This window comes from Promicromonospora panici (assembly GCF_900608595.1).
Lineage (GTDB): Bacteria > Actinomycetota > Actinomycetes > Actinomycetales > Cellulomonadaceae > Promicromonospora > Promicromonospora panici.
In genome coordinates, this window is record NZ_UWYY01000025.1 from 77,662 (window position 1) to 95,232 (window position 17,571).

The 17,571-nt window shown below is 72.9% G+C and carries 13 protein-coding genes; 9 read left to right on the top strand and 4 right to left on the bottom strand.

Annotated features, from left to right (window positions below; all coding sequences use genetic code 11):
• Nucleotides 1-13: 13 nt before the first annotated feature.
• The 4 genes from EW117_RS24925 to EW117_RS24940 all read left to right on the top strand — a co-directional run bounded on the left by EW117_RS24925 (nucleotide 14) and on the right by EW117_RS24940 (nucleotide 9,015).
• Nucleotides 14-1,675, top strand: a complete 1,662-nt coding sequence (locus tag EW117_RS24925; protein WP_129789431.1) for a hypothetical protein — start codon at nucleotides 14-16, stop codon at nucleotides 1,673-1,675.
• On the top strand, nucleotides 1,668-3,518 hold the full coding sequence (locus EW117_RS24930) for a discoidin domain-containing protein (protein ID WP_242504546.1): 1,851 nt from the start codon (nucleotides 1,668-1,670) through the stop codon (nucleotides 3,516-3,518). Before EW117_RS24925 ends, EW117_RS24930 begins: the two co-directional genes overlap by 8 nt.
• 1 nt (nucleotide 3,519) lies before the next feature.
• Nucleotides 3,520-7,905 (top strand): FtsK/SpoIIIE domain-containing protein, encoded by a 4,386-nt coding sequence (locus EW117_RS24935; RefSeq protein ID WP_129789432.1) that lies wholly within the window; start codon nucleotides 3,520-3,522, stop codon nucleotides 7,903-7,905.
• Between the two features lie 78 nt (nucleotides 7,906-7,983).
• Nucleotides 7,984-9,015 carry a hypothetical protein gene (locus tag EW117_RS24940; RefSeq protein WP_129789433.1) on the top strand — a complete coding sequence of 344 codons (1,032 nt, stop codon included), beginning with the start codon at nucleotides 7,984-7,986 and terminating at the stop codon, nucleotides 9,013-9,015.
• 75 nt (nucleotides 9,016-9,090) lie between these two features.
• On the opposite strand, the gene EW117_RS24945 is transcribed toward EW117_RS24940, so the two are convergent.
• Nucleotides 9,091-9,507, bottom strand: coding sequence for a pyrophosphohydrolase domain-containing protein (locus EW117_RS24945; RefSeq protein WP_129789434.1), 417 nt, complete (start codon nucleotides 9,505-9,507; stop codon nucleotides 9,091-9,093).
• A 194-nt stretch (nucleotides 9,508-9,701) separates the two neighbouring features.
• Between EW117_RS24945 and EW117_RS24950 the strand changes: the two genes are divergently transcribed.
• On the top strand, nucleotides 9,702-11,060 hold the full coding sequence (locus EW117_RS24950) for a family 43 glycosylhydrolase (protein ID WP_129789435.1): 1,359 nt from the start codon (nucleotides 9,702-9,704) through the stop codon (nucleotides 11,058-11,060).
• Nucleotides 11,061-11,096: 36 nt separating this feature from the next.
• On the opposite strand, the gene EW117_RS24955 is transcribed toward EW117_RS24950, so the two are convergent.
• Nucleotides 11,097-11,708: a TetR/AcrR family transcriptional regulator gene (locus EW117_RS24955; protein ID WP_207212033.1), complete on the bottom strand. Its 612-nt coding sequence runs from the start codon at nucleotides 11,706-11,708 to the stop codon at nucleotides 11,097-11,099.
• A gap of 98 nt (nucleotides 11,709-11,806) precedes the next feature.
• Here EW117_RS24955 and EW117_RS24960 point away from each other — a divergent pair, with 98 nt between their 5' ends.
• Both EW117_RS24960 and EW117_RS24965 read left to right on the top strand, forming a co-directional pair.
• Nucleotides 11,807-12,706: a TIGR03560 family F420-dependent LLM class oxidoreductase gene (locus EW117_RS24960; protein ID WP_242504547.1), complete on the top strand. Its 900-nt coding sequence runs from the start codon at nucleotides 11,807-11,809 to the stop codon at nucleotides 12,704-12,706.
• A gap of 72 nt (nucleotides 12,707-12,778) precedes the next feature.
• The gene (locus EW117_RS24965; protein ID WP_129789436.1) at nucleotides 12,779-13,030 is read left to right on the top strand and encodes a hypothetical protein; all 252 of its coding nucleotides are present in this window, start codon (nucleotides 12,779-12,781) and stop codon (nucleotides 13,028-13,030) included.
• Between the two features lie 109 nt (nucleotides 13,031-13,139).
• Here EW117_RS24965 and EW117_RS24970 read toward each other — a convergent pair whose 3' ends face one another.
• On the bottom strand, nucleotides 13,140-14,618 hold the full coding sequence (locus EW117_RS24970) for a lipase maturation factor family protein (RefSeq protein ID WP_129789437.1): 1,479 nt from the start codon (nucleotides 14,616-14,618) through the stop codon (nucleotides 13,140-13,142).
• A gap of 281 nt (nucleotides 14,619-14,899) precedes the next feature.
• Between EW117_RS24970 and EW117_RS24975 the strand changes: the two genes are divergently transcribed.
• Complete coding sequence (locus EW117_RS24975; RefSeq protein WP_129789438.1) at nucleotides 14,900-15,265, top strand: cupin domain-containing protein; 366 nt, start codon at nucleotides 14,900-14,902, stop codon at nucleotides 15,263-15,265.
• Nucleotides 15,266-15,781: 516 nt separating this feature from the next.
• Complete coding sequence (locus EW117_RS24985) at nucleotides 15,782-16,780, top strand: LacI family DNA-binding transcriptional regulator (RefSeq protein ID WP_242504548.1); 999 nt, start codon at nucleotides 15,782-15,784, stop codon at nucleotides 16,778-16,780.
• A 12-nt stretch (nucleotides 16,781-16,792) separates the two neighbouring features.
• Here EW117_RS24985 and bglS read toward each other — a convergent pair.
• On the bottom strand, nucleotides 16,793-17,571 hold a 779-nt coding region (bglS, locus tag EW117_RS24990), incomplete at its 5' end, for a beta-glucanase (protein ID WP_207212034.1).

Below are 17,571 nucleotides of genomic sequence, written 5' to 3' on the forward strand. Positions count from 1 at the left end.
AGACGGAGTCAACGTGCACCACGTCCACCGCACCGCCCGGGCCCTCGCGGCGGCGGTCCTGTCCACGGCGTCGGCCGCCACCTTCGTCATCGCGTCCGCGGGACCGGCAGCCGCGAGCACCCTCGTGGGCAGCCACGCCGTCACCGACGCGAACCAGGACGGGGACGGCGAGCAGGTCAAGTACTACGTGCTGCGGACCAAGCCGAACGGCGAGCCGGAGTTCCTGTTCGACATCGCCCAGCGGTTCCTCGGCGACGGCAACCGGTACAAGGAGATCTTCGAGCTGAACAAGGGCCGCACGCAGCCGGACGGCGGCGTCATGACCGATGAGACCTCCGTCCTGCCGGGCTGGGTCATGCAGCTGCCCGACGACGCCGAGGGCGAGGGCATCGAGGTCGGCGTGCTGCCGACGGGTCCGGCGGACGCCGCGCCGTCGGACGCCGCACCGTCGGACGCCGCGCCGTCGGACGCCGCGGTCGCGGTGCCGTACTACGTGATCGGCCGGACGCCGGAGGGCGAGACCGAGTACCTGTACCTGATCGCCGAGCGTTTCCTGGGCGACGGCGAGCGGCACACCGAGATCTTCGACCTGAACGAGGGCCGCACCCAGCCGGACGGGGGTGTGCTCACCGACCCCGAGGTGGTCGAGGTGGGCTGGGTGCTGCAGCTGCCCGAGGACGCCGAGGGGGAGGGCCTGCAGCACGGCCCGCTCCCTGGTCCGAGCCCGGAGGTGAGCGCACCGGCGTCGGCTGCGCCGTCGTCCGCGCCGTCGTCCGCCGCGGATGCCGGCGAGAGCGCGGCGGGCGCGCCGTCCTGGCTGGTCCCCGTGCTGATCGTGCTCGGCGGGCTGGTGCTGGCCGCCGCGGCCGCGTTCGGCGGGCTGCTCCTGGTGCGCCGGCTGCGGGCCGGCCGGGAGGAGCCGTTCGACGACAGCCTGCTGCGCACCGACACGTCGGCGGCGTGGATGGTCGACCGGGCGCTGCGGGTGCTGATCGCCGCGTGCGATCGGGACGGCCAGGACGTGCCGCCGGTCACCGGCGTGTTCATCGAGGGCGGGGCGATGCGGCTCCGGCTGGGGACCCCGGTCTCCCCGGCGCCCGCGCCGTGGGTGGCGAACGAGGACGGGCAGAGCTGGTCCGCGCCGCTGGCCCGGCTGCAGTCGGCGGACGCCTCCGATGCCTCGACCGCGCGGTTCGCGCGCCTGGTGACCATCGGCGTGGGCGAGACGGGCCGGGTGCTCGTCGACTTCGCCTCGGCACGCGGCCTGATCAGCCTGGACGGTCCCACCAGGGCACGGCACGAGGTGCTGCGCCGGTGGCTCGGGGAGCTGACCGGCAATCCCTGGTCGAACGATCCCCGGGTCGTGATGGTCGGCAATGGCCTGCCGCAGCCCGAGCTCGCCGAGCACCTGTCGGCGATCGAGCAGGTGATCCCCGAGCTGGAGGCCGCCGACGGCGGGGTGCTGGTGCTGTCGCAGGCGCCGTCGGCGGCGCAGCAGGAGATGCTCGCGGCGCGGTTCGCGTCCACGGGGTTCGGCTGGGTGGTCATCGTGCTGGGCGAGTCGACGTCGGCGAAGTGGCGCGTCACGGCCACCGAGGACGGCTGGCTGCGCAGCGGTTTCCTGCCGGACGTGCGCTACACCGAGCAGACGGCGGTGCGACGGGCCGGTGAGTGAGCAACTGACGCGCGGCCTGCGGCGCGCCCTGGTGGCAGTGGTGCTGACGGCGCTCGTCGGGGCCGTCGTGCCGGTCGTACCGGAGCCGGCGCAGGCGCAGGAGGAGCCGGTGGTGCTGCTCTCGCGGGGCAAGCCGGCGGTGGCGTCGTCGCTCGAGAACCCCGACTTCCCCGCGCGCAACGCGGTGGACGGCAACGCGCAGACCCGATGGTCCAGCGGGTTCAGCGACCCGCAGTGGATACGGATCGACCTGGAGCGGTCCACGACCGTGCACCGGGTCGAGATCGACTGGGAGGTCGAGCACTCGACGAACTATTCGATCCAGCTGTCGAACGACGGCGAGACCTGGGAGACGCACTGGTTCGGCGAGGGCGACGGCGGCCAGGACGTGATCAACATCCTGGGCGAGGGCCGCTACGTGCAGATGTACTCCACGGCCCGGAGCGGCACGGCGGGAAACTCGATCTGGGAGCTGCGGATCTTCGGCGAGGCCAAGGCGAAGCCGGAGCCGGAACCGGTCAAGCCGACGCCGACCAAGAAGCCGGATCCCCGGCCGACGGCGTCCGATCCGCGGCCGACGAGATCCACGCCGGTGGCCCCCGCGCCGGCCCCGTCGACGTCGGCGCCCGTGCCCGAGCGCACCGGGCCGCCGGGCTCGGTCCTGTACCACGTCGTCGGCAAGACGCCGGACGGGAAGGTCGAGAAGCTCAACGACATCGCCGAGAAGTTCCTGGGCGACCGTGAGCGGTGGCCCGAGATCGCCGAGCTGACCGAGGGGCACCGGCAGCCCGACGGCAAGTACCTGACGGACCCCCGGACGTTGCGGGCCGGGTGGGTGCTCAAGATGCCCAGGGACGCCACGGGCGAGGAGCTGGTCTTCGGCCCGCTGCCAGGATACGAGCCGCCGTCGCGCAAGAACCCGCCCTCCCCGTCGCCGTCGGCCGAACCGACGGAGGTCACGGGCATCGACGAGGCGGGCAGCTCCGTCCCGGTCGGCCCGGTCTGGTTCGCGGTCGGGGCGGCGCTCGTGCTGGGCGCGCTGGTCTGGTTCGGCGTCTGGCTCCTGCGGCGCCGCAAGCGCAACGAGCCGTTCGACGACAGCCTGCTGCGCACCGACACGTCGGCCGCCTGGACCGTCGACCGGTCGCTGCGGGTGCTGATGGCGGCCTGCGAGCGGGACGGGCTGGAGCTGCCCGGCATCACCGGCGTGTTCATCGAGGGCAGCTCGCTGCGGCTGCGGCTGACCAACCCGGCGTCGCCCGCCCCCGAGCCGTGGGCGGTCAGCGAGGACGGGCAGAGCTGGGCGGCGGCGCTGGCGAAGCTGCAGTCGGGCGCGGCGTCGGACGGCTCGACGGCGCGGTTCGCCCGGCTGGTCAACATGGGTATGAGCGAGACGGGCCGGGTGCTGGTCGACTTCGCGGCGGCACGTGGCGTGATCAGCCTGGACGGGCCGACTCGAGCGCGGCACGAGGTGCTCCGCCGGTGGCTCGGCGAGCTGACGGGCAACCCGTGGTCGGACGACCCGCGGGTGGTCATGGTGGGTAACGGCCTGCCGCAGCCGGAGCAGGTGGAGCACCTCGCGGGGATCGAGCAGGTTGTCCCCGAGCTGGAGGTGGGCGAGGGCGGCGTGCTGGTGCTGTCCCAGGCGCCGACGGCGGCGCAGCAGGACATGCTCGCGGCCCGGTTCGCCGGCGCGGAGTTCACATGGGTGGTGATCGTGCTCGGCTCGGCGCCGTCGGCGCGGTGGCGGTTCACCGCGGGCGACGACGGCTGGCTGCGCAGCGGGTTCCTGCCCGACGTGCGCTACGACGAGCAGACCGCCGTCCGGCGGGGAGGCGAATGACGTGTATGCCCTGATCACCGCGCGCCACGGGGTGCGCGAGACGATGTTGTCCCTGGACCTGGACGAGCGCACCACGGCGCAGGACCTGGCCGAGCGGCTGGCCGCCGAGGTGCGAGCGCCTCGGGGCAGCACCATGCACGTGGACGGCCGCCCGGTGCCGACCCGGTACGGCTCGGGCGACGAGGTGCTCGCGGCCGGCACGGGGGTCCGGGACGGCGCCGTCGTGACGTTCGCCCCCGACCCCGGGCGGGCCGACGGCGCGTCCGGCGGCCCGGTCGACCTGTGCGTCACGGGTGGGAGGAGCGCCGGGGCGGTGGTGCGGCTCGGCGTCGGGGAGTCCTTGGTGCAGGTCGGCCACGACGGACGTGTCCGGGTGGACGAGCCGCGCGAGGGCGGGCTGGCCGCGATCGCCGTCGTCGTCGCGATGGACGGCGGGGTGCGCGCGCGGCGCGTCCCGGACCCGCGCTCGGCCGGGCAGCTCGTCCACCTGGACCGGCAGGAGGAGCCGCTCGGCGAGGACGAGGCGCCGTGGGCGGCGGGCACGCAGCTCCGCATCGGCGGGTGCGTGCTCACGGTCCAGCCCGCCACGCGGCCCGACGCCGACCTGCGCCCCGCGATCGAGCCGGGCCACCTGGACTACAACCGGCCGCCGCGGCTGCTGCCGCCCATGCCCGCCACGCACTTCCGCCTGCCCGCCGAGCCCCAGCCACCCAGCCGGAACCCGCTGCCGTGGCTGGCCATGGCCATGCCCGCGGTGCTGGGCATCACGATGGCGCTGGTGTTCCAGTCGCCGTACTACCTGATGTTCGCCCTGGCCTCGCCGCTGATGGGCCTGGGCACCTGGTGGATGTCGAAGCGCAACGGCTTCATCACGCACAAGGAGCGCCTCAAGCAGCACGCGGAGGAGCGGGCCGCGCTGGAGGAGGAGGTGCTCGACGCCGTCCGGCGCGAGCAGCACCGCCGCCGGGTCTCCAGCCCGGGTGCCGCCGAGCTGCGGCTGATCGCGACCACCCCGACGCGCCGCCTCTGGGAGCGTCGCAGCACGGACGGCGACCACCTGACCGTCCGGCTCGGGCTCGCCGACGCGACCAGCCGCGTCGAGGTGGAGGACAGCGCGGAGCCCGAGCACCGCCGCAAGACCCGCGCGACGGTGCGGTCGGTGCCGGTCACGGTGCCGCTGCGGGAGGCCGGCGTGGTCGGGCTGGCGGGGCCGGGGGACTGGCCGCGCCGTCGGGCACGGTGGATCGTGGGGCAGCTCGGTGTGCTGCAGAGCCCTCGCGACGTCCAGATCTACGTGCTGACCAGCTCCGAGCACGTGCAGGAGTGGGCGTGGGCGGCGTGGCTGCCGCACGTGCGCCCGTCGTTCGGCCAGGGCGCGGTGGCCCTGATCGGGACCACCACGGAGACGCTCGCGGCGCGGGTCGCGGAGCTGACCTCGCTGATCACCCAGCGGCGGGCCGCGATGGACGCCGCCGGCGGCAAGGTCTTGTCCGGCCCGCAGGTGGTGGTCGTGCTCGATGGTGCCCGGCGCCTGCGCGCGCTGCCCGGCGTGGTGTCCGTGCTGCGCGACGGCCCCGGCGTCGGCGTGAGCGTCGTCTGCCTGGACGGCGACGAGCAGCTGCTCCCGGAGGAGTGCACGGCCGTCGCGCTCGCGCGGGTCGACGGCGGCATGACTCTGCGCCGGCAGGACGCCGACGACCTGCGATCGGTGCTGGTCGACGAGGTGGCCGACGACTGGTACGAGCCCGTCGCGCGCGCCGTCGCAGCGGTGCACGACGTGACCGCCACCGAGGGCGAGGGCCTGATCCCGGACTCGGCGCGGCTCGTCGAGGTGCTCGGCATCGAGGACGTCGACGCCGAGCAGATGGTGGCCCGGTGGCGTGGGGTGTCCAAGGGCAGCACCACGGCGGTCGTGGGCGTGTCCCTGGACGGGCCGTTCGCGCTCGACATGGTGCGGGACGGGCCGCACGCCCTGGTGGGCGGTACCACCGGGTCGGGCAAGTCGGAGTTCCTGCAGACCGTCGTCGCGTCGCTCGCGGTGGTGAACACGCCCGAGACGATGAACTTCGTGCTGGTCGACTACAAGGGTGGCGCCGCGTTCAGCCAGTGCGAGCAGCTGCCGCACACGGTCGGCATGGTCACCGACCTCGACTCCCATCTCGTGGAGCGGGCCCTCGACTCGCTGCGCGCCGAGCTCACCTACCGGGAGCACGTGCTCGCCGAGGCAGCCGCGAAGGACCTGGAGGACTACCTCGACGCGCAGACCCGCGGGCACGTGGGCCCGACGCTGCCGCGCCTGATGATCGTCATCGACGAGTTCGCCTCGATGGCGCGCGAGCTGCCCGACTTCGTCACCGGCCTGGTCAACATCGCCCAGCGGGGCCGCTCGCTCGGCATCCACCTGATCCTCGCGACCCAGCGCCCCTCGGGCGTCATCTCGCCCGAGATCCGCGCGAACACGAACCTGCGCGTCGCCCTCCGGATGACGGACAAGGGCGAGTCGAAGGACGTCATCGACGCCACCGAGGCCGCGGAGATCGCCAAGTCGCAGCCGGGCCGGGCCTACGCCCGGCTCGGGCACGCGTCGGTGATCCCGTTCCAGTCCGCCCGCGTGGGCGGTCGGCGCCTGTCCCTGTCCGACGTCGGGCAGGTCGAGGAGCCGTACATCGCGCGCGTGGCCGTCGCCGACCTGGGCGCCCTGCCACCCAGCCGGCCCAAGGCGAAGCGCCGTGAGGACGTCGAGACCGATCTCGCCGCGCTCGTCGCGACCCTGCGCGAGACCGCGCAGGCGGGCGGCTGGCCGGAGCCGCGGCGGCCGTGGCTGCCGGCGCTGCCGGAGCTGCTGCAGCTCGCCGAGCTGGAGCAGGCGGGCGGGGCGTCGGCGTTCGCGTGGGCGCTGGAGGACTCCCCGGCGGACCAGCGGCAGGGCCCCGCCGTGATCGACCTGGACGGCTTCGGCCACCGCTACGTGGTCGGCGCACCCGGCAGCGGACGCTCCACCACGCTGCGCACGACGGCGTTCGCGGCCGCCTCCGCCCTGCCCGTCGCCGACCTGCACCTCTACGCGATCGACTGCGGCAACGGCGCGCTGACCGTGCTGAACGAGCTGCCGCACACGGGCGCCGTCGTCCAGCGCGGCCAGGCCGAGCGGACCAGCCGCCTGCTCACCCGCCTGCAGGCGGAGCTCGGACGACGCCAGCAGGTCCTCGCCGCCGGGAACTTCGCCAGCGTGACCGAACAGCGCGAGCTCGCCGAGCCGGGGACCGCCCTGCCGCGGATCCTGGTGCTGATCGACCGCTGGGAGAGCTTCATGAGCAGCTACGGCGAGGTCGACAGCGGCGCGCTGGTCGACATCGTCCAGGAGCTGCTGCGCGACGGCGCGAGCGCCGGCATCCACCTGCTGATCGCCGGCGACCGGTCGCTCCTGTCGAGCCGGATGAGCGTGCTGACCGACGACGCGCTCCTGCTGCGCCTGACCGACCGGTTCGACTACGGGATGGCCGGCATCAACCACAAGAAGCTGCCCGAGGAGATCCCGCCCGGACGCGCCTTCCGGTCGGGCAGCGGGCTCGAGGTGCAGGTGGCGATCCTCGGGGACGACCCGTCCGGACGCGCCCAGACGAGCGCCGCCCGCCGGCTCGCCGCCGAGATCGGCGCACGCGAGCACGTGGCGCCCGGGACCGGGCCGTTCCGGGTGGACGACCTGCCCTCGACGATCACCGTGGACGCCGCCTACCAGTACGTCGGACGGGAGGCGGCCCGGCCGATGTGGGCACTGCTCGGCGTCGGCGGCGACGACCTGACGGCGTTCGGCATGGACCTCGCCGGGGACGCGCCGGCGTTCCTCGTGGCTGGGCCGGCCCGGTCCGGGCGGTCCACGATGCTCGCCGTGATGACGGAGTCCCTGCTGCGCGGCGGCACCCAGGTGGTCGTGCTGGCGCCGCGGCCGAGCGTCCTGCGCGACCTCGCGGGCCGGGACGGCGTGCGCGCCGTGCTCACCGACACCGAGGTCACCGAGGAGGACCTGGCGCCGCACCTCGACCCCGACGGCACACCCGTCGTCCTCGTGGTGGACGACGGCGAGCAGGTCACCGACACACCCGCCAAGACCTGGCTGCGCGCCTACCTGCGCACGGCCGCCGACAACCAGCGCGGCGTGATCCTCGGCGGCGACGCCTCCGAGATCGCCGGCGGGTTCTCCGGCTGGCAGGTCGACGCCAAGAAGTTCCGGCGCGGGGCGTTGCTCAGCCCGGCCGACCGGTTCGACGGCGACCTCGTCGGCGTGAGCCTGCCGCGCTCGGCGGTCTCGTCCCAGGTCAGCCCCGGCAAGGCGCTGGTGCACCTCGGATCGGGCGAGCTGACGACGGTGCTGGTGCCGACGCTGTAGGACGGCGGGGCTTCGTGCGCGAGGTCGGTCGCCGCGTGGCAGTCGCGCGCGACGCGCACGCCGTGCCACCGTAGGAGCGTGCCAGCGCACGAGCCCACAGACCTCGACACCGCCGTCGACGCGCTCTACACCCGCCCGCTCGACGAGTTCATCGCCGCGCGCGACGCCGCCGTCCGGCAAGCCGTGGACGACGGCGACCGCCTGGGCGCCGAACGCATCAAGCGCCTGCCCAAACCGTCGGTGGCGGCCTGGGTGATCAACCGCGTGGCGCGCGACCACCCCGACGAGGTCGCGGCGCTCGCGGACCTCGGCGACGAGCTCCGGGCCGCGACGGCGGACCGGGACCGCGGCCGCATCCGGGCGCTCGACCACCTGCGGCGGGAGCGTACCGAGGGCCTGGTCCGCATCGTTCGAGAGGCGGGCGAGGTGGGCGGCCGGCCCGTCTCGGCCGCGGTGCTGGACCGCCTGACCGAGACGCTGACCGCCGCCGTCATGGACCCGGACGCGGCGGCGGCCGTCCGCGCCGGGCGGCTCTCGCGGGCGCTGCAGCACGTCGGGTTCGGGATCGTGGACGAGCAGGGCGAGGAGGTCGACCTGGTCGCACTGCGTCCCGCACAGGCCGACGGCGACGGTGACGCCGCGGGCGGCCCGGGTGCCGACGCGGACGCCGACAAGGGCGCGGGCGAGGCGGCGGACACCCGGAAGGCCGAGCGGCCCAGGTCCGGACCCCGCGCGGACAAGCGCGGTTCTGCCGCTGCCGGCGCCAAGAAACCGGACCGTGCGGCCGAGGAGCTCGCCGAAGCGGAGCGGGCGGTTGAGGAGACCTCCGCGCAGGTCGACCGGCTGGAGGCCCGGCGCGACGACGTCCGCGACCGGCTCCGGACCGCGGACCAGGCGATCGAACGCGGGCAGAGCGAGGTGGAACGTCTCGACCGGGAGCTGGAGCGCCTCACGGCCGAGCGCGACACGGTGCGCGAGGCCCTCGACGAGGCCCGGGACGCAGCGGACGAGGCGCGCGCGGACCTGTCCGCCGTCGAGGACGAGCTCGACGACGCAGTCGAGCGCTCCGCCGAGGCCCGCCGTCGTCGTCGGGCGGCACGCGGGCGCTGACCTGCCCGCTGGCCAGGTTCGGGGCATGGCACGGGTCTTCGCCCACGAGCTCGGCCAGCTGGTTCACGGGCAGGTCTAGCGGTCCGAGGGCCATTCGACGACGTCGTCGAGGACCGGAGGCCGGTAACCGGGGCCCTTGAGCACCTTGCCGTCGGCACGGCGCAGGACCTGACCGTTCGCGTCCAGCTTGCTCATGTTGGAGCGGTGGACCTCGACGAAGACCGCCGGTAGGTCGATCCCGAGCGCGTCGGCTGCGCCATAGGTGACGTAGAGGACGTCGGCGAGCTCCTTGGCCAGCGCTCGGTATGCGGCGGTCGGATCGCCGCCGGTTCGCAGTACCTCCGCGAGGGTGTCGAGTGCCTCGGCGGCCTCGCCGGCTTCCTCGTTCAGCAGCGTGCGTCGGTGCTCCGCCAGCTCGGGGCGTCCGGTCTTGGTGTCCACGTCGAACACCTCGTGGAACTCGGCGACTCGGCGCATGGGCTCGTGATCCATGTCCCGACCCTAAGGGTGGGTGCGCCCGTGACTCTGACCGAAGTCATCTCTGCCACCGTGCAAGGGACCGAAGTCGCTGGCCGGTGCCTGGTGTACGAACCTTTCTGTCGCGTATTGAGCGTCGAAATGACTCTGGTTAGCGTCCCTCTCGACGCGCTGCACCGGCGCCGCGCGTCGGAAGGAGGACGTCTCAGATGACTGGCTTCGCGAACGAGTTCCCTGTTGACCGGCGGGCGCTGCTGGCGGGTGCGGCGGGCCTCGCCGGCTCCCTGGCGTTGGGCTGGGCTCAGCCCGCGGCGGCGGCCCCTGCCCCGGGTGAGCCGGCGGTGGGTGCGGCAGCGGGCAAGGCGGCGTCGGCGCGCTACCCGGCGAACTGGCCCGACACCGAGCCGTACGGCGTCGCGGACACCCGGCCGGAACTGTGGCCGCGCGACGACAACTCGTTCGTCCTGCCGCTGGAGCTGCGCCCGCGGGACGTGGAGCACGGCCAGGTCTGGATCCGCGACACCTACGTCAACTGCTTCGTCGTGGACGGTCGACCCGTCTACGTCGCCACGGGAACCACCCGCGCGCCCGGCCGGCCCGCGGCCGGCCCGTGGAACGACGGCATCTTCCTGTGGGTGGCCCCGTCGCTGCGCGGGCCGTGGAAGCTCGCCGACACCACGGGCATCCGGCCCGGCGCCGAGAAGGGCAAGGTCTGGTCGCCCGAGTTCGTCGGCGAGAACCGGCCGGGGCGCACCGTCGTCGCGCCGTGGCAGGAGCACTGGTACGACGACGGCCGGTTCGGCAAGCGGGGCAACGCCTGGGCGCCGGAGGTGCACTACTTCCGCGGCACCTGGTACATCGTCGCCTGCATGGGGGACCACTCCCGCAAGGTGGGGTCGTTCATGCTGGTGAGCGAGGGCGGCCCGGAGGGCCCGTACCGGCTGATCGAGGGCAACCTCGACAAACCCTTCGGTGACCCGTTCATCGGTGGCCCGGCGTTCATCGAGCCCGGCGCCTACCACCACATCGACGGCAGCCTCTACTCCGAGGGCGACGACGCATGGCTGGTCCTGCACAACGATCTCTACGCGAGGTTCCGGGACGACATGGAGGACATCGTCCCGACCACGAACCTGCCGCGGTTCCAGCAGGTGCCGTACTCGCCCGAGCCGTACCTGGAGGGCGCGTACGTGTTCAAGCACGGCGGTAAGTACTTCCTGGTCCACGCGGCGTGGGACCGGGCGTCGACGTCGGCCGACGGGAGCACGCGAAACGCCTACGACCCGCCCGCGCCCGGCCGCGTGCAGTACCAGTACGACGCGATAGTCGCCGTCGCGGACCGGTTCGAGGGCCCGTACTCGGAGCGCTGGACCGCCGGCGTCGGCGCGGGGCACAACAACTTCTTCCGGGACCACCACGGCAGGCCCTGGGCGACGTTCTTCCGCAACCCGGTCGCGGGCTACTGGTCCGACCCGTCCCGCGTCGGCGAGGCGGCGGTCCCGGGCGTCGTCCGCCTGGAATGGACGGGTCCGGAGGGTAACCGCCTGTACGTGGCCCGCCCCCGCTGACCCCAGCACTCAACTGTCAGGTTGCCGAGCGGGGGCTCAGATACCTGATTCCAGGAGGTCGAAGGCCGCGGCGCAGTGACGCCGGGTCCGGGCGGCGATCCGGCGCGGTGGCGTGCCGGACAGCACCTCGGCGCGGACGAAGGTGATCAGGCTGCGGTGGACCCCGATGAGGGCGTGGGCGACGACGGCGGCCGCGATCGGATCGACGTCCTCTGCCCTGAGCGCTCCGGCCAGGCTCTCCGTGTAGCGGGCGAAAGCGAGCTGTTCACGGGCGAGCAGGGCCGGGCTGTCGTTGATCACCCGCATCTGTGTGCGCAGCTGGGCCTGGGCCGCATCCTCGTCGTCGGGGCCGACGGCGAGGATGCCGCGGTCCTGCAGCAGGAAGTCCCGTACCGCGGTCGACGGCGTCGTGCCCTCAGGGCGGTCGCGCACGGCCTGGACGAGCTCGTCGCCGAAGGCCTCCAGGGGTTCGTAGAAGAGGTCTTCCTTGGTGCGGAAGTAGTTGAACAGGGTCGCCTCGGACACCCCCGTCTCGCGGGCGATCTCGGCCACGGTGACCCGGTCGAAGCCCTGGTCTGCCGCCAGCCGCCAGGCCGTCTCGGTCAGCCGGTGCCGGGTCTGCTGCTTCTTGCGCTCACGGAGTCCCACGATGCGCGATCCTAGCAAGAAAATTGGGTAGCCATAAAATTGGAGTTGCCCTAATCTTGTGAGGACGCCGTGCGAACCGCGGCGCGGGAGGAGGAGACATGTCGGGCATGCAGCTGAGCATCAGCCTGAGCAACCAGTCCTGGGCCGGCGGACCGGCGCGGCTCCGGGAGAACATGACGCGGGTCGCCGGGGTGGCCGACGAGTCCGGCATGGACACGCTGTGGGTGCCGGACCACCTGCTCCAGGCGGACCCGACCGTCCCGCCGTCCGACACGGACATGCTGGAGGGGCTCACGGTGCTCGGCTTCCTGGCCGCGCGTACCGAGCGGATCCGGCTGGGCACGATGGTCGCGGGCATCACGTTCCGCCCGCCGGCCCTGCTGATCAAGGCGGTCACCACTCTCGACGTGCTGTCCGGTGGCCGTGCCTGGTTCGGGATCGGGGCGGGCTACCACGGCGACGAGGCCGACCGGATGGGGCTCGACATGCCGCCCGTCGCGGACCGGTTCGAGCGGCTCGAAGAGGCGATCCAGCTGGCCCTGCGGATGTGGCGGGGCGACGAGTCGGCGTTCGAGGGCGCCCACTATCGCCCGACCGGGCCCGTCGGTAGCCCGCGGGCGATCAGCGATCCCCACCCGCCGATCCTGATCGGCGGCACCGGAGAGCGCAAGACCCTGCTCCTGGTAGCGCGGTACGCCGATGCGTGCAACCTCTTCGACATCCCCGACGGCGGGCAGACGGTGCGGCACAAGCTCGCGGTGCTGGAACGGCACTGCGCGGACGAGGGCCGGCTGTTCGGGGCGATCACCAAGACCCTCGGCACCCGGCTGGCCCCCGGCGAGTCCAGCGACGACTTCGTCCGCCGGGCCGAAGGGCTGGCCGCGCTCGGGATCGATCACCTCGCCGTGGTCGCGTCGCAGGCCTGGACACCGGAAGCTCTCTCGGTCCTTGCGCGCGCGGTGCCGAAACTGCGCGACATCGAACCCAGCCCTCGTTGAGTGCTAAACATTCGCCCCTTGAGAGCCCCGGAAGGGGCGAATGTCCAGCACTCAACGGTCAGGTTGCGCGGGTTGCCAGGCGCTCACCGGCTCGGGCTCGGAGAGGATGTCCGACTCCATCACCACGAGCCTGTCGCCGAGCTGGGTACCGCGCCGGCTCGCCGTGTCGCTGCAGAGGCCCTGCACCGGGTTGCGCACGGCCTTCGGCACGACGGCGGCCTGGGCATCGTGCTCGGCCTGCGCGACGCCGGGGCGCTGCCGCCGTCGGCCCGGGGACCGCTGAACACGATCATCTGGCGGGGCTCGACGGGCCCGGTCGCCTGACGATCTTCGTCGTGGGCGCGCTTCGTTCTGGGCGTGCTTCGTTGTGGGCGTGATCGTTGCACCTGGAGCGGACGCATAGTCGCAACGGTCCTGCTCACAAAGAGCGGCGTTACGCGTCGGGGAGTCGCACCGGGTCGACCGCGAGGTGGAGCCGCTCCCGTACCCACCAGTCGCCCGTGCGGCGCCGCTCCTCGGGCGTCGTGTACCTGTAACGGTGCAGGACGGCGCGCACGAAACGGGGCGGCCGCCCGCCGAACGGGTCCGTGCGCAGGAGCCGCAGCACCTGGGGGTCGGCCTCGAGCAGCCGGCGCAGGAACACCGTGAACCACCGGGAGGAGTGGCCCAGCGGCAGGAACCACATCAGCCAGTCCAGTCGCAGGTGGTACGGCGCGACCAGGGGCGGACGCCGCCCGGTCGGACCGGGCTTGCCCCGGAACACGTACTCGGCCCAGTCGTCGGGGCCGGGCTCGTCCGCGAGGGTGCCCTCGACCGTGATCTCGTCGCGGTGCCGGGTGACCGAGCCGAACGCGCCGTAGGCGTTGACCAGCCGAAACGGCTCGAAGCTCGCGTTCATCCGCTGGTGGCGGGAGGCGAGGTTCAGCGCGGGGCGCACGGACAGCACGAGGATGAGCAGGGCTACGGCGCTGACCACCAGCACGTAGGCGAGCGGCGCCGGGGGTGAGGCGGTAGCGGAAGCCGCCGCGGCGCCGTCGGGCAGCCCGACCAGGCGGCCCAGCCAGGCCCATGTGCCATCGCTGATCACGCCGAACGCCAGGACGATGGTGGCCCAGTTGAGCCAGGCGAAGTTGCCGGTCAGCACCAGCCAGCCCTGGGTGAGGGCGAACACGATGCCCGCGATCGACGGGAACGGCTGAGGGAGGAACAGGAACCACGGGACCACGAGCTGGCTGACGTGGGTGCCGAGCACCTCGAACCGGTGCCACCACCGGGGCATGTGGTGGGCGTGCCACGAGAATGGGCCGGGCATGGGCTGCGTCTCGTGGTGGTAGTAGAGGGCGGTGAGGTCGCGCCAGGCCGGGTCGCCGCGCCACTTGATCAGCCCGGCTCCGTGCTCCAGGCGGAAGAGCAGCCAGCGCACGGCGAGGATCGTCAGAAGGGGCACACCCACGGCGTCGGATCCGAGGAAGGCGATCACGAAGCCCGCCTCGCACAGCAGCGTCTCCCAGCCGAAGGCGTAGAACGTCTGCCCGACGTTGACCAGCGACAGGTAGAGCCACCACAGCGCGAGGAACACCAGCGTGGGTACCCACCAGGGCCCGGCCTGCGGCAGCCCGACGACGACGCTCGCCCCCAGCACGACGCCGCACCACGCGACCGCCGCGAGCAGCCGGTCGGAGTACCGCAGGTAGCGCCATCGGAACAGCGAGGGCCCGTCGCGCCAGTGGGTGCGTGCGACGAACCTCGGGACAGGCGCGATGCCACGCTCCCCGAGCAGCGGCCGGAACTGGCGCAGCGCACCCCAGAACGCGAGCGCGTACAGCGCACCGAAGCCGCGCTGGAGCACTGTGCGCGCGACGTCGTAGTCGGCGCTCGACCACCAGCCGAGCCAATCAGGCAAGGTGCCCATATCCTCACGCTAACTGCTGCCCGGAGCAGGCGTCGGGCACTGGGCCGGGGCACTGGGCGGGGCACTGGGCGGGGCACTCGGTCGGGGACTCGGTCGGGCACTGGGCCAGGTACTCAGTCGGGCACTGGGCCGGGCACTGGGTCGGGCACTGCGTCGGCGACGGCAAGATCACCCGCCGGTGTGGGGGCGGCCGGGTGTCCTTCTCCGCTCGCGGACTTACCGTGGAATGACCACGAGGCCAATGATGACCACGCGGTCAACGACGATCGAGGAGGCCCACGATGGTTGCACTGGAGTCGAAGAGCTTCGACCAACCCGATGAGGTCCGGCCGTTCACCGACAAGGGAGAGGCCCAGATGGTGACGCTCGCCGGCAGCATGGTGAGCAAGGCCCGCTTCGAGCCCGGCTGGCGGTGGTCCGAGCACGTGCAGCCCATCGCGGGCACGGAGAGCTGTCAGTCGCCGCACTTCCTCTACATGATGTCCGGGCGGATGCACGTGGTGATGGACGACGGCACCGAGGCCGAGGCCGGACCGAACCAGCTGGTACGCATCGAACCGGGGCACGACGCCTGGGTCGTCGGCGATGAGCCGTGCGTCGTCGTGGACTTCGGGATGTCCCCCACCTACGCCAAGAGAGGTTCCTGAGCCTGGTTCCTGAGCCCTGCCGGTCTCGTCGAGACCCCTGCCGTTCTCGTCGCCGAGGCCGACCAGATCATGTGGGGTCACGGTCGCGTCCGACGAGGGATTCCGGGTCATGGCGTACGTGATCCCGGTGTTCGTCTCGGTCCGGAGCACCGACGCCGAGGAGATCCCCCGGTACTGGAAGCGGCTCGCCGAGGGGTCGACCGTCGTCGTCCCGCTGGCCGAGCGGTAGGGGCCCCGCTGTACGGCATGGTCAGGGGCCGGTTCGGCGTGACCTGGGTGCTCGACGTGGAGGTGCCCTGGACCGCGTCCTGAGGCCGGGCCGCGTCCTGAGGTGAAGGCGCCGGACGGGTCGAGCGTGATCCTCCGGCGCCCGGGTCCCGTCGGGAAGTAAACCCCGGTGGGCCTTGCCGCACTACGCTTGGCCGCATGCCAGACCCCACGACGGCTGGTCCTGTGGACCGTCGCGAGAGACCGCTTGGAGGGCTGCCCGAAGGGGGTCCGGGCGGAGTGCCCAAGGTGCCCACGCTCGAGGAGGTCGCGAAGCGGGCGGGGGTCTCGCGTTCCGTGGCGTCCCGTGCGATGAACAACGTTCGCAACGTGAGCCCGGCGAAGCGTGAAGCGGTCGCCCGAGCGGCGGACGAGCTCGGCTATGTCCCGAACGCGACGGCGCGCGCCCTGGCGACGAGCACGGGCGGGTCGGTGGTCCTCGCGGTCTCCAACGACGACCCGACGATGTTCGGGGACCCGTTCTTCTCGCAGGTGCTCGTCGGTGTGGCCGCGGCGCTCGACAGGACGGAGCTGGACCTGACGCTCATGCTCGCGTCCTCCGAGCGCGGCCAGGCCCGGCTCGAGCGGCTGCTGCGGTCCCGTCGCTCCGACGGCGTGATGCTCATGGCGCTGCGGGGGGACGACCCGCTGAACCGGCTCGCGGCCGCGACCGAGCTGCCCGTGGTGCTCGGCGGCCGGCCGCTGAACGGGGAGGCCCGGTGGTACGTCGACGTGGACAACCGCGGCGGTGCCCGCCTGGCCACTGAGCACCTGCTGGGCTCCGGGTGCCGGCGCATCGCCACGATCACCGGTCCGATGGACCTGGAGGCGTCGGTCGCCCGGTACCAGGGGTTCGCCGACGCCATGGCGGTGGGACGGCTGTCCGCCGACCTGGTCGAGCACGCCGACTTCAGCTACGAGGGCGGTGCTCGCGCGATGGAGCGGCTCCTCGCCGCGCACCCCGATATCGACGGCGTCTTCGCGGCCTCGGACAACATGGCCGCCGGCGCTCTGCGCGCCCTCAAGGCGGGTGGGCGGCGCGTCCCGGATGACGTCGCTGTGGTCGGTTTCGACGACCTGGAGATCGCGCGCCACACGGAGCCGGCGCTCACCACCATCAGCCAGCCGATCCGTGGTCTCGGTCAGGAGATGGCCACGATGCTGGTGCGCCTGATCGACGGCGAGTCGCCGACCCCGGTGATCCTGCCTACCCGCCTGGTCGTGCGGGGCTCGGCGCCAGGCGGGTAGGGCGGGCTGGGGTCAGTACTGCGTGTAGCGGACCCAGTCGTAGGTCGCGGTCCGCTGCCCGGTGTAGTTGAACGGCCCGAGCCAGCTGTCGACGCCGGTCCCCGGCCACAGGTTCATCATGATGCGCTGCGGACGCGTCGGCAGCGGGCCGCGCGAGCCGTTCTCCTGGTGGACGAGGCGGCCGTCGACGAACCAGTTGATGGTGCCCCCGCGCCACCACTCGATGGCGTAGTCGTGGTAACCGGCCGCGGCGTCGAACCCGAGGTTGATGACGGCCTCATGCCCACCGACGCCGTTCGTGAAGTAGTTGGTCTGCATCTGCCAGGTGTTCTTGCCGAGGATCTCGACGTCGATCTCGTCCCACGGCTGGCCGTCGCTCGGCCCGGTGTAGGTGAAGAACGAGCTCACGATCCCGGACCCGGACGCCGCCTTCATCCGGGTCTCGAATCGCCCGTAGGAGTACAGCTCGTTGGTGCGGTACTCGCCTGAGGCGTACGGCTTGCCCGAGCAGCCGCCCGGGCACGGGGTGTTGTTCAGGTTCAGGCCCATGACGCCGCCGTTGTGCCAGACGTGGTCGGCGCGCCAGCCGGCGTTGAACATGCCGCCGTTGCTCCAGCCGTCAGCCTTGTTCCAGCGGCCGGTGTTGTGCGAGTCGAGGTTGTCGACGAAGCTGCCGCCGGCGGCAGCAGCCGGGGGCGCGAGCCCGGGCGCCGCGGAGAGTCCGAGCAGCAGGGCCGTGGCCAGGGCGAGGGTGAGGGTGAGGGCGAGGGTGAGGCGCCTGCGGCGGGGTG

Bases quoted from the DNA above. Each gene is read 5' to 3' on its own strand.
- EW117_RS24960 (WP_242504547.1), top strand. From the start codon at position 11,807: ATGTCGGGCATGCAGCTGAGCATCAGCCTGAGCAACCAGTCCTGGGCC.
- EW117_RS24945 (WP_129789434.1), bottom strand. From the start codon at position 9,507: ATGGATCACGAGCCCATGCGCCGAGTCGCCGAGTTCCACGAGGTGTTC.
- EW117_RS24970 (WP_129789437.1), bottom strand. From the start codon at position 14,618: ATGGGCACCTTGCCTGATTGGCTCGGCTGGTGGTCGAGCGCCGACTAC.
- EW117_RS24950 (WP_129789435.1), top strand. From the start codon at position 9,702: ATGACTGGCTTCGCGAACGAGTTCCCTGTTGACCGGCGGGCGCTGCTG.
- EW117_RS24975 (WP_129789438.1), top strand. From the start codon at position 14,900: ATGGTTGCACTGGAGTCGAAGAGCTTCGACCAACCCGATGAGGTCCGG.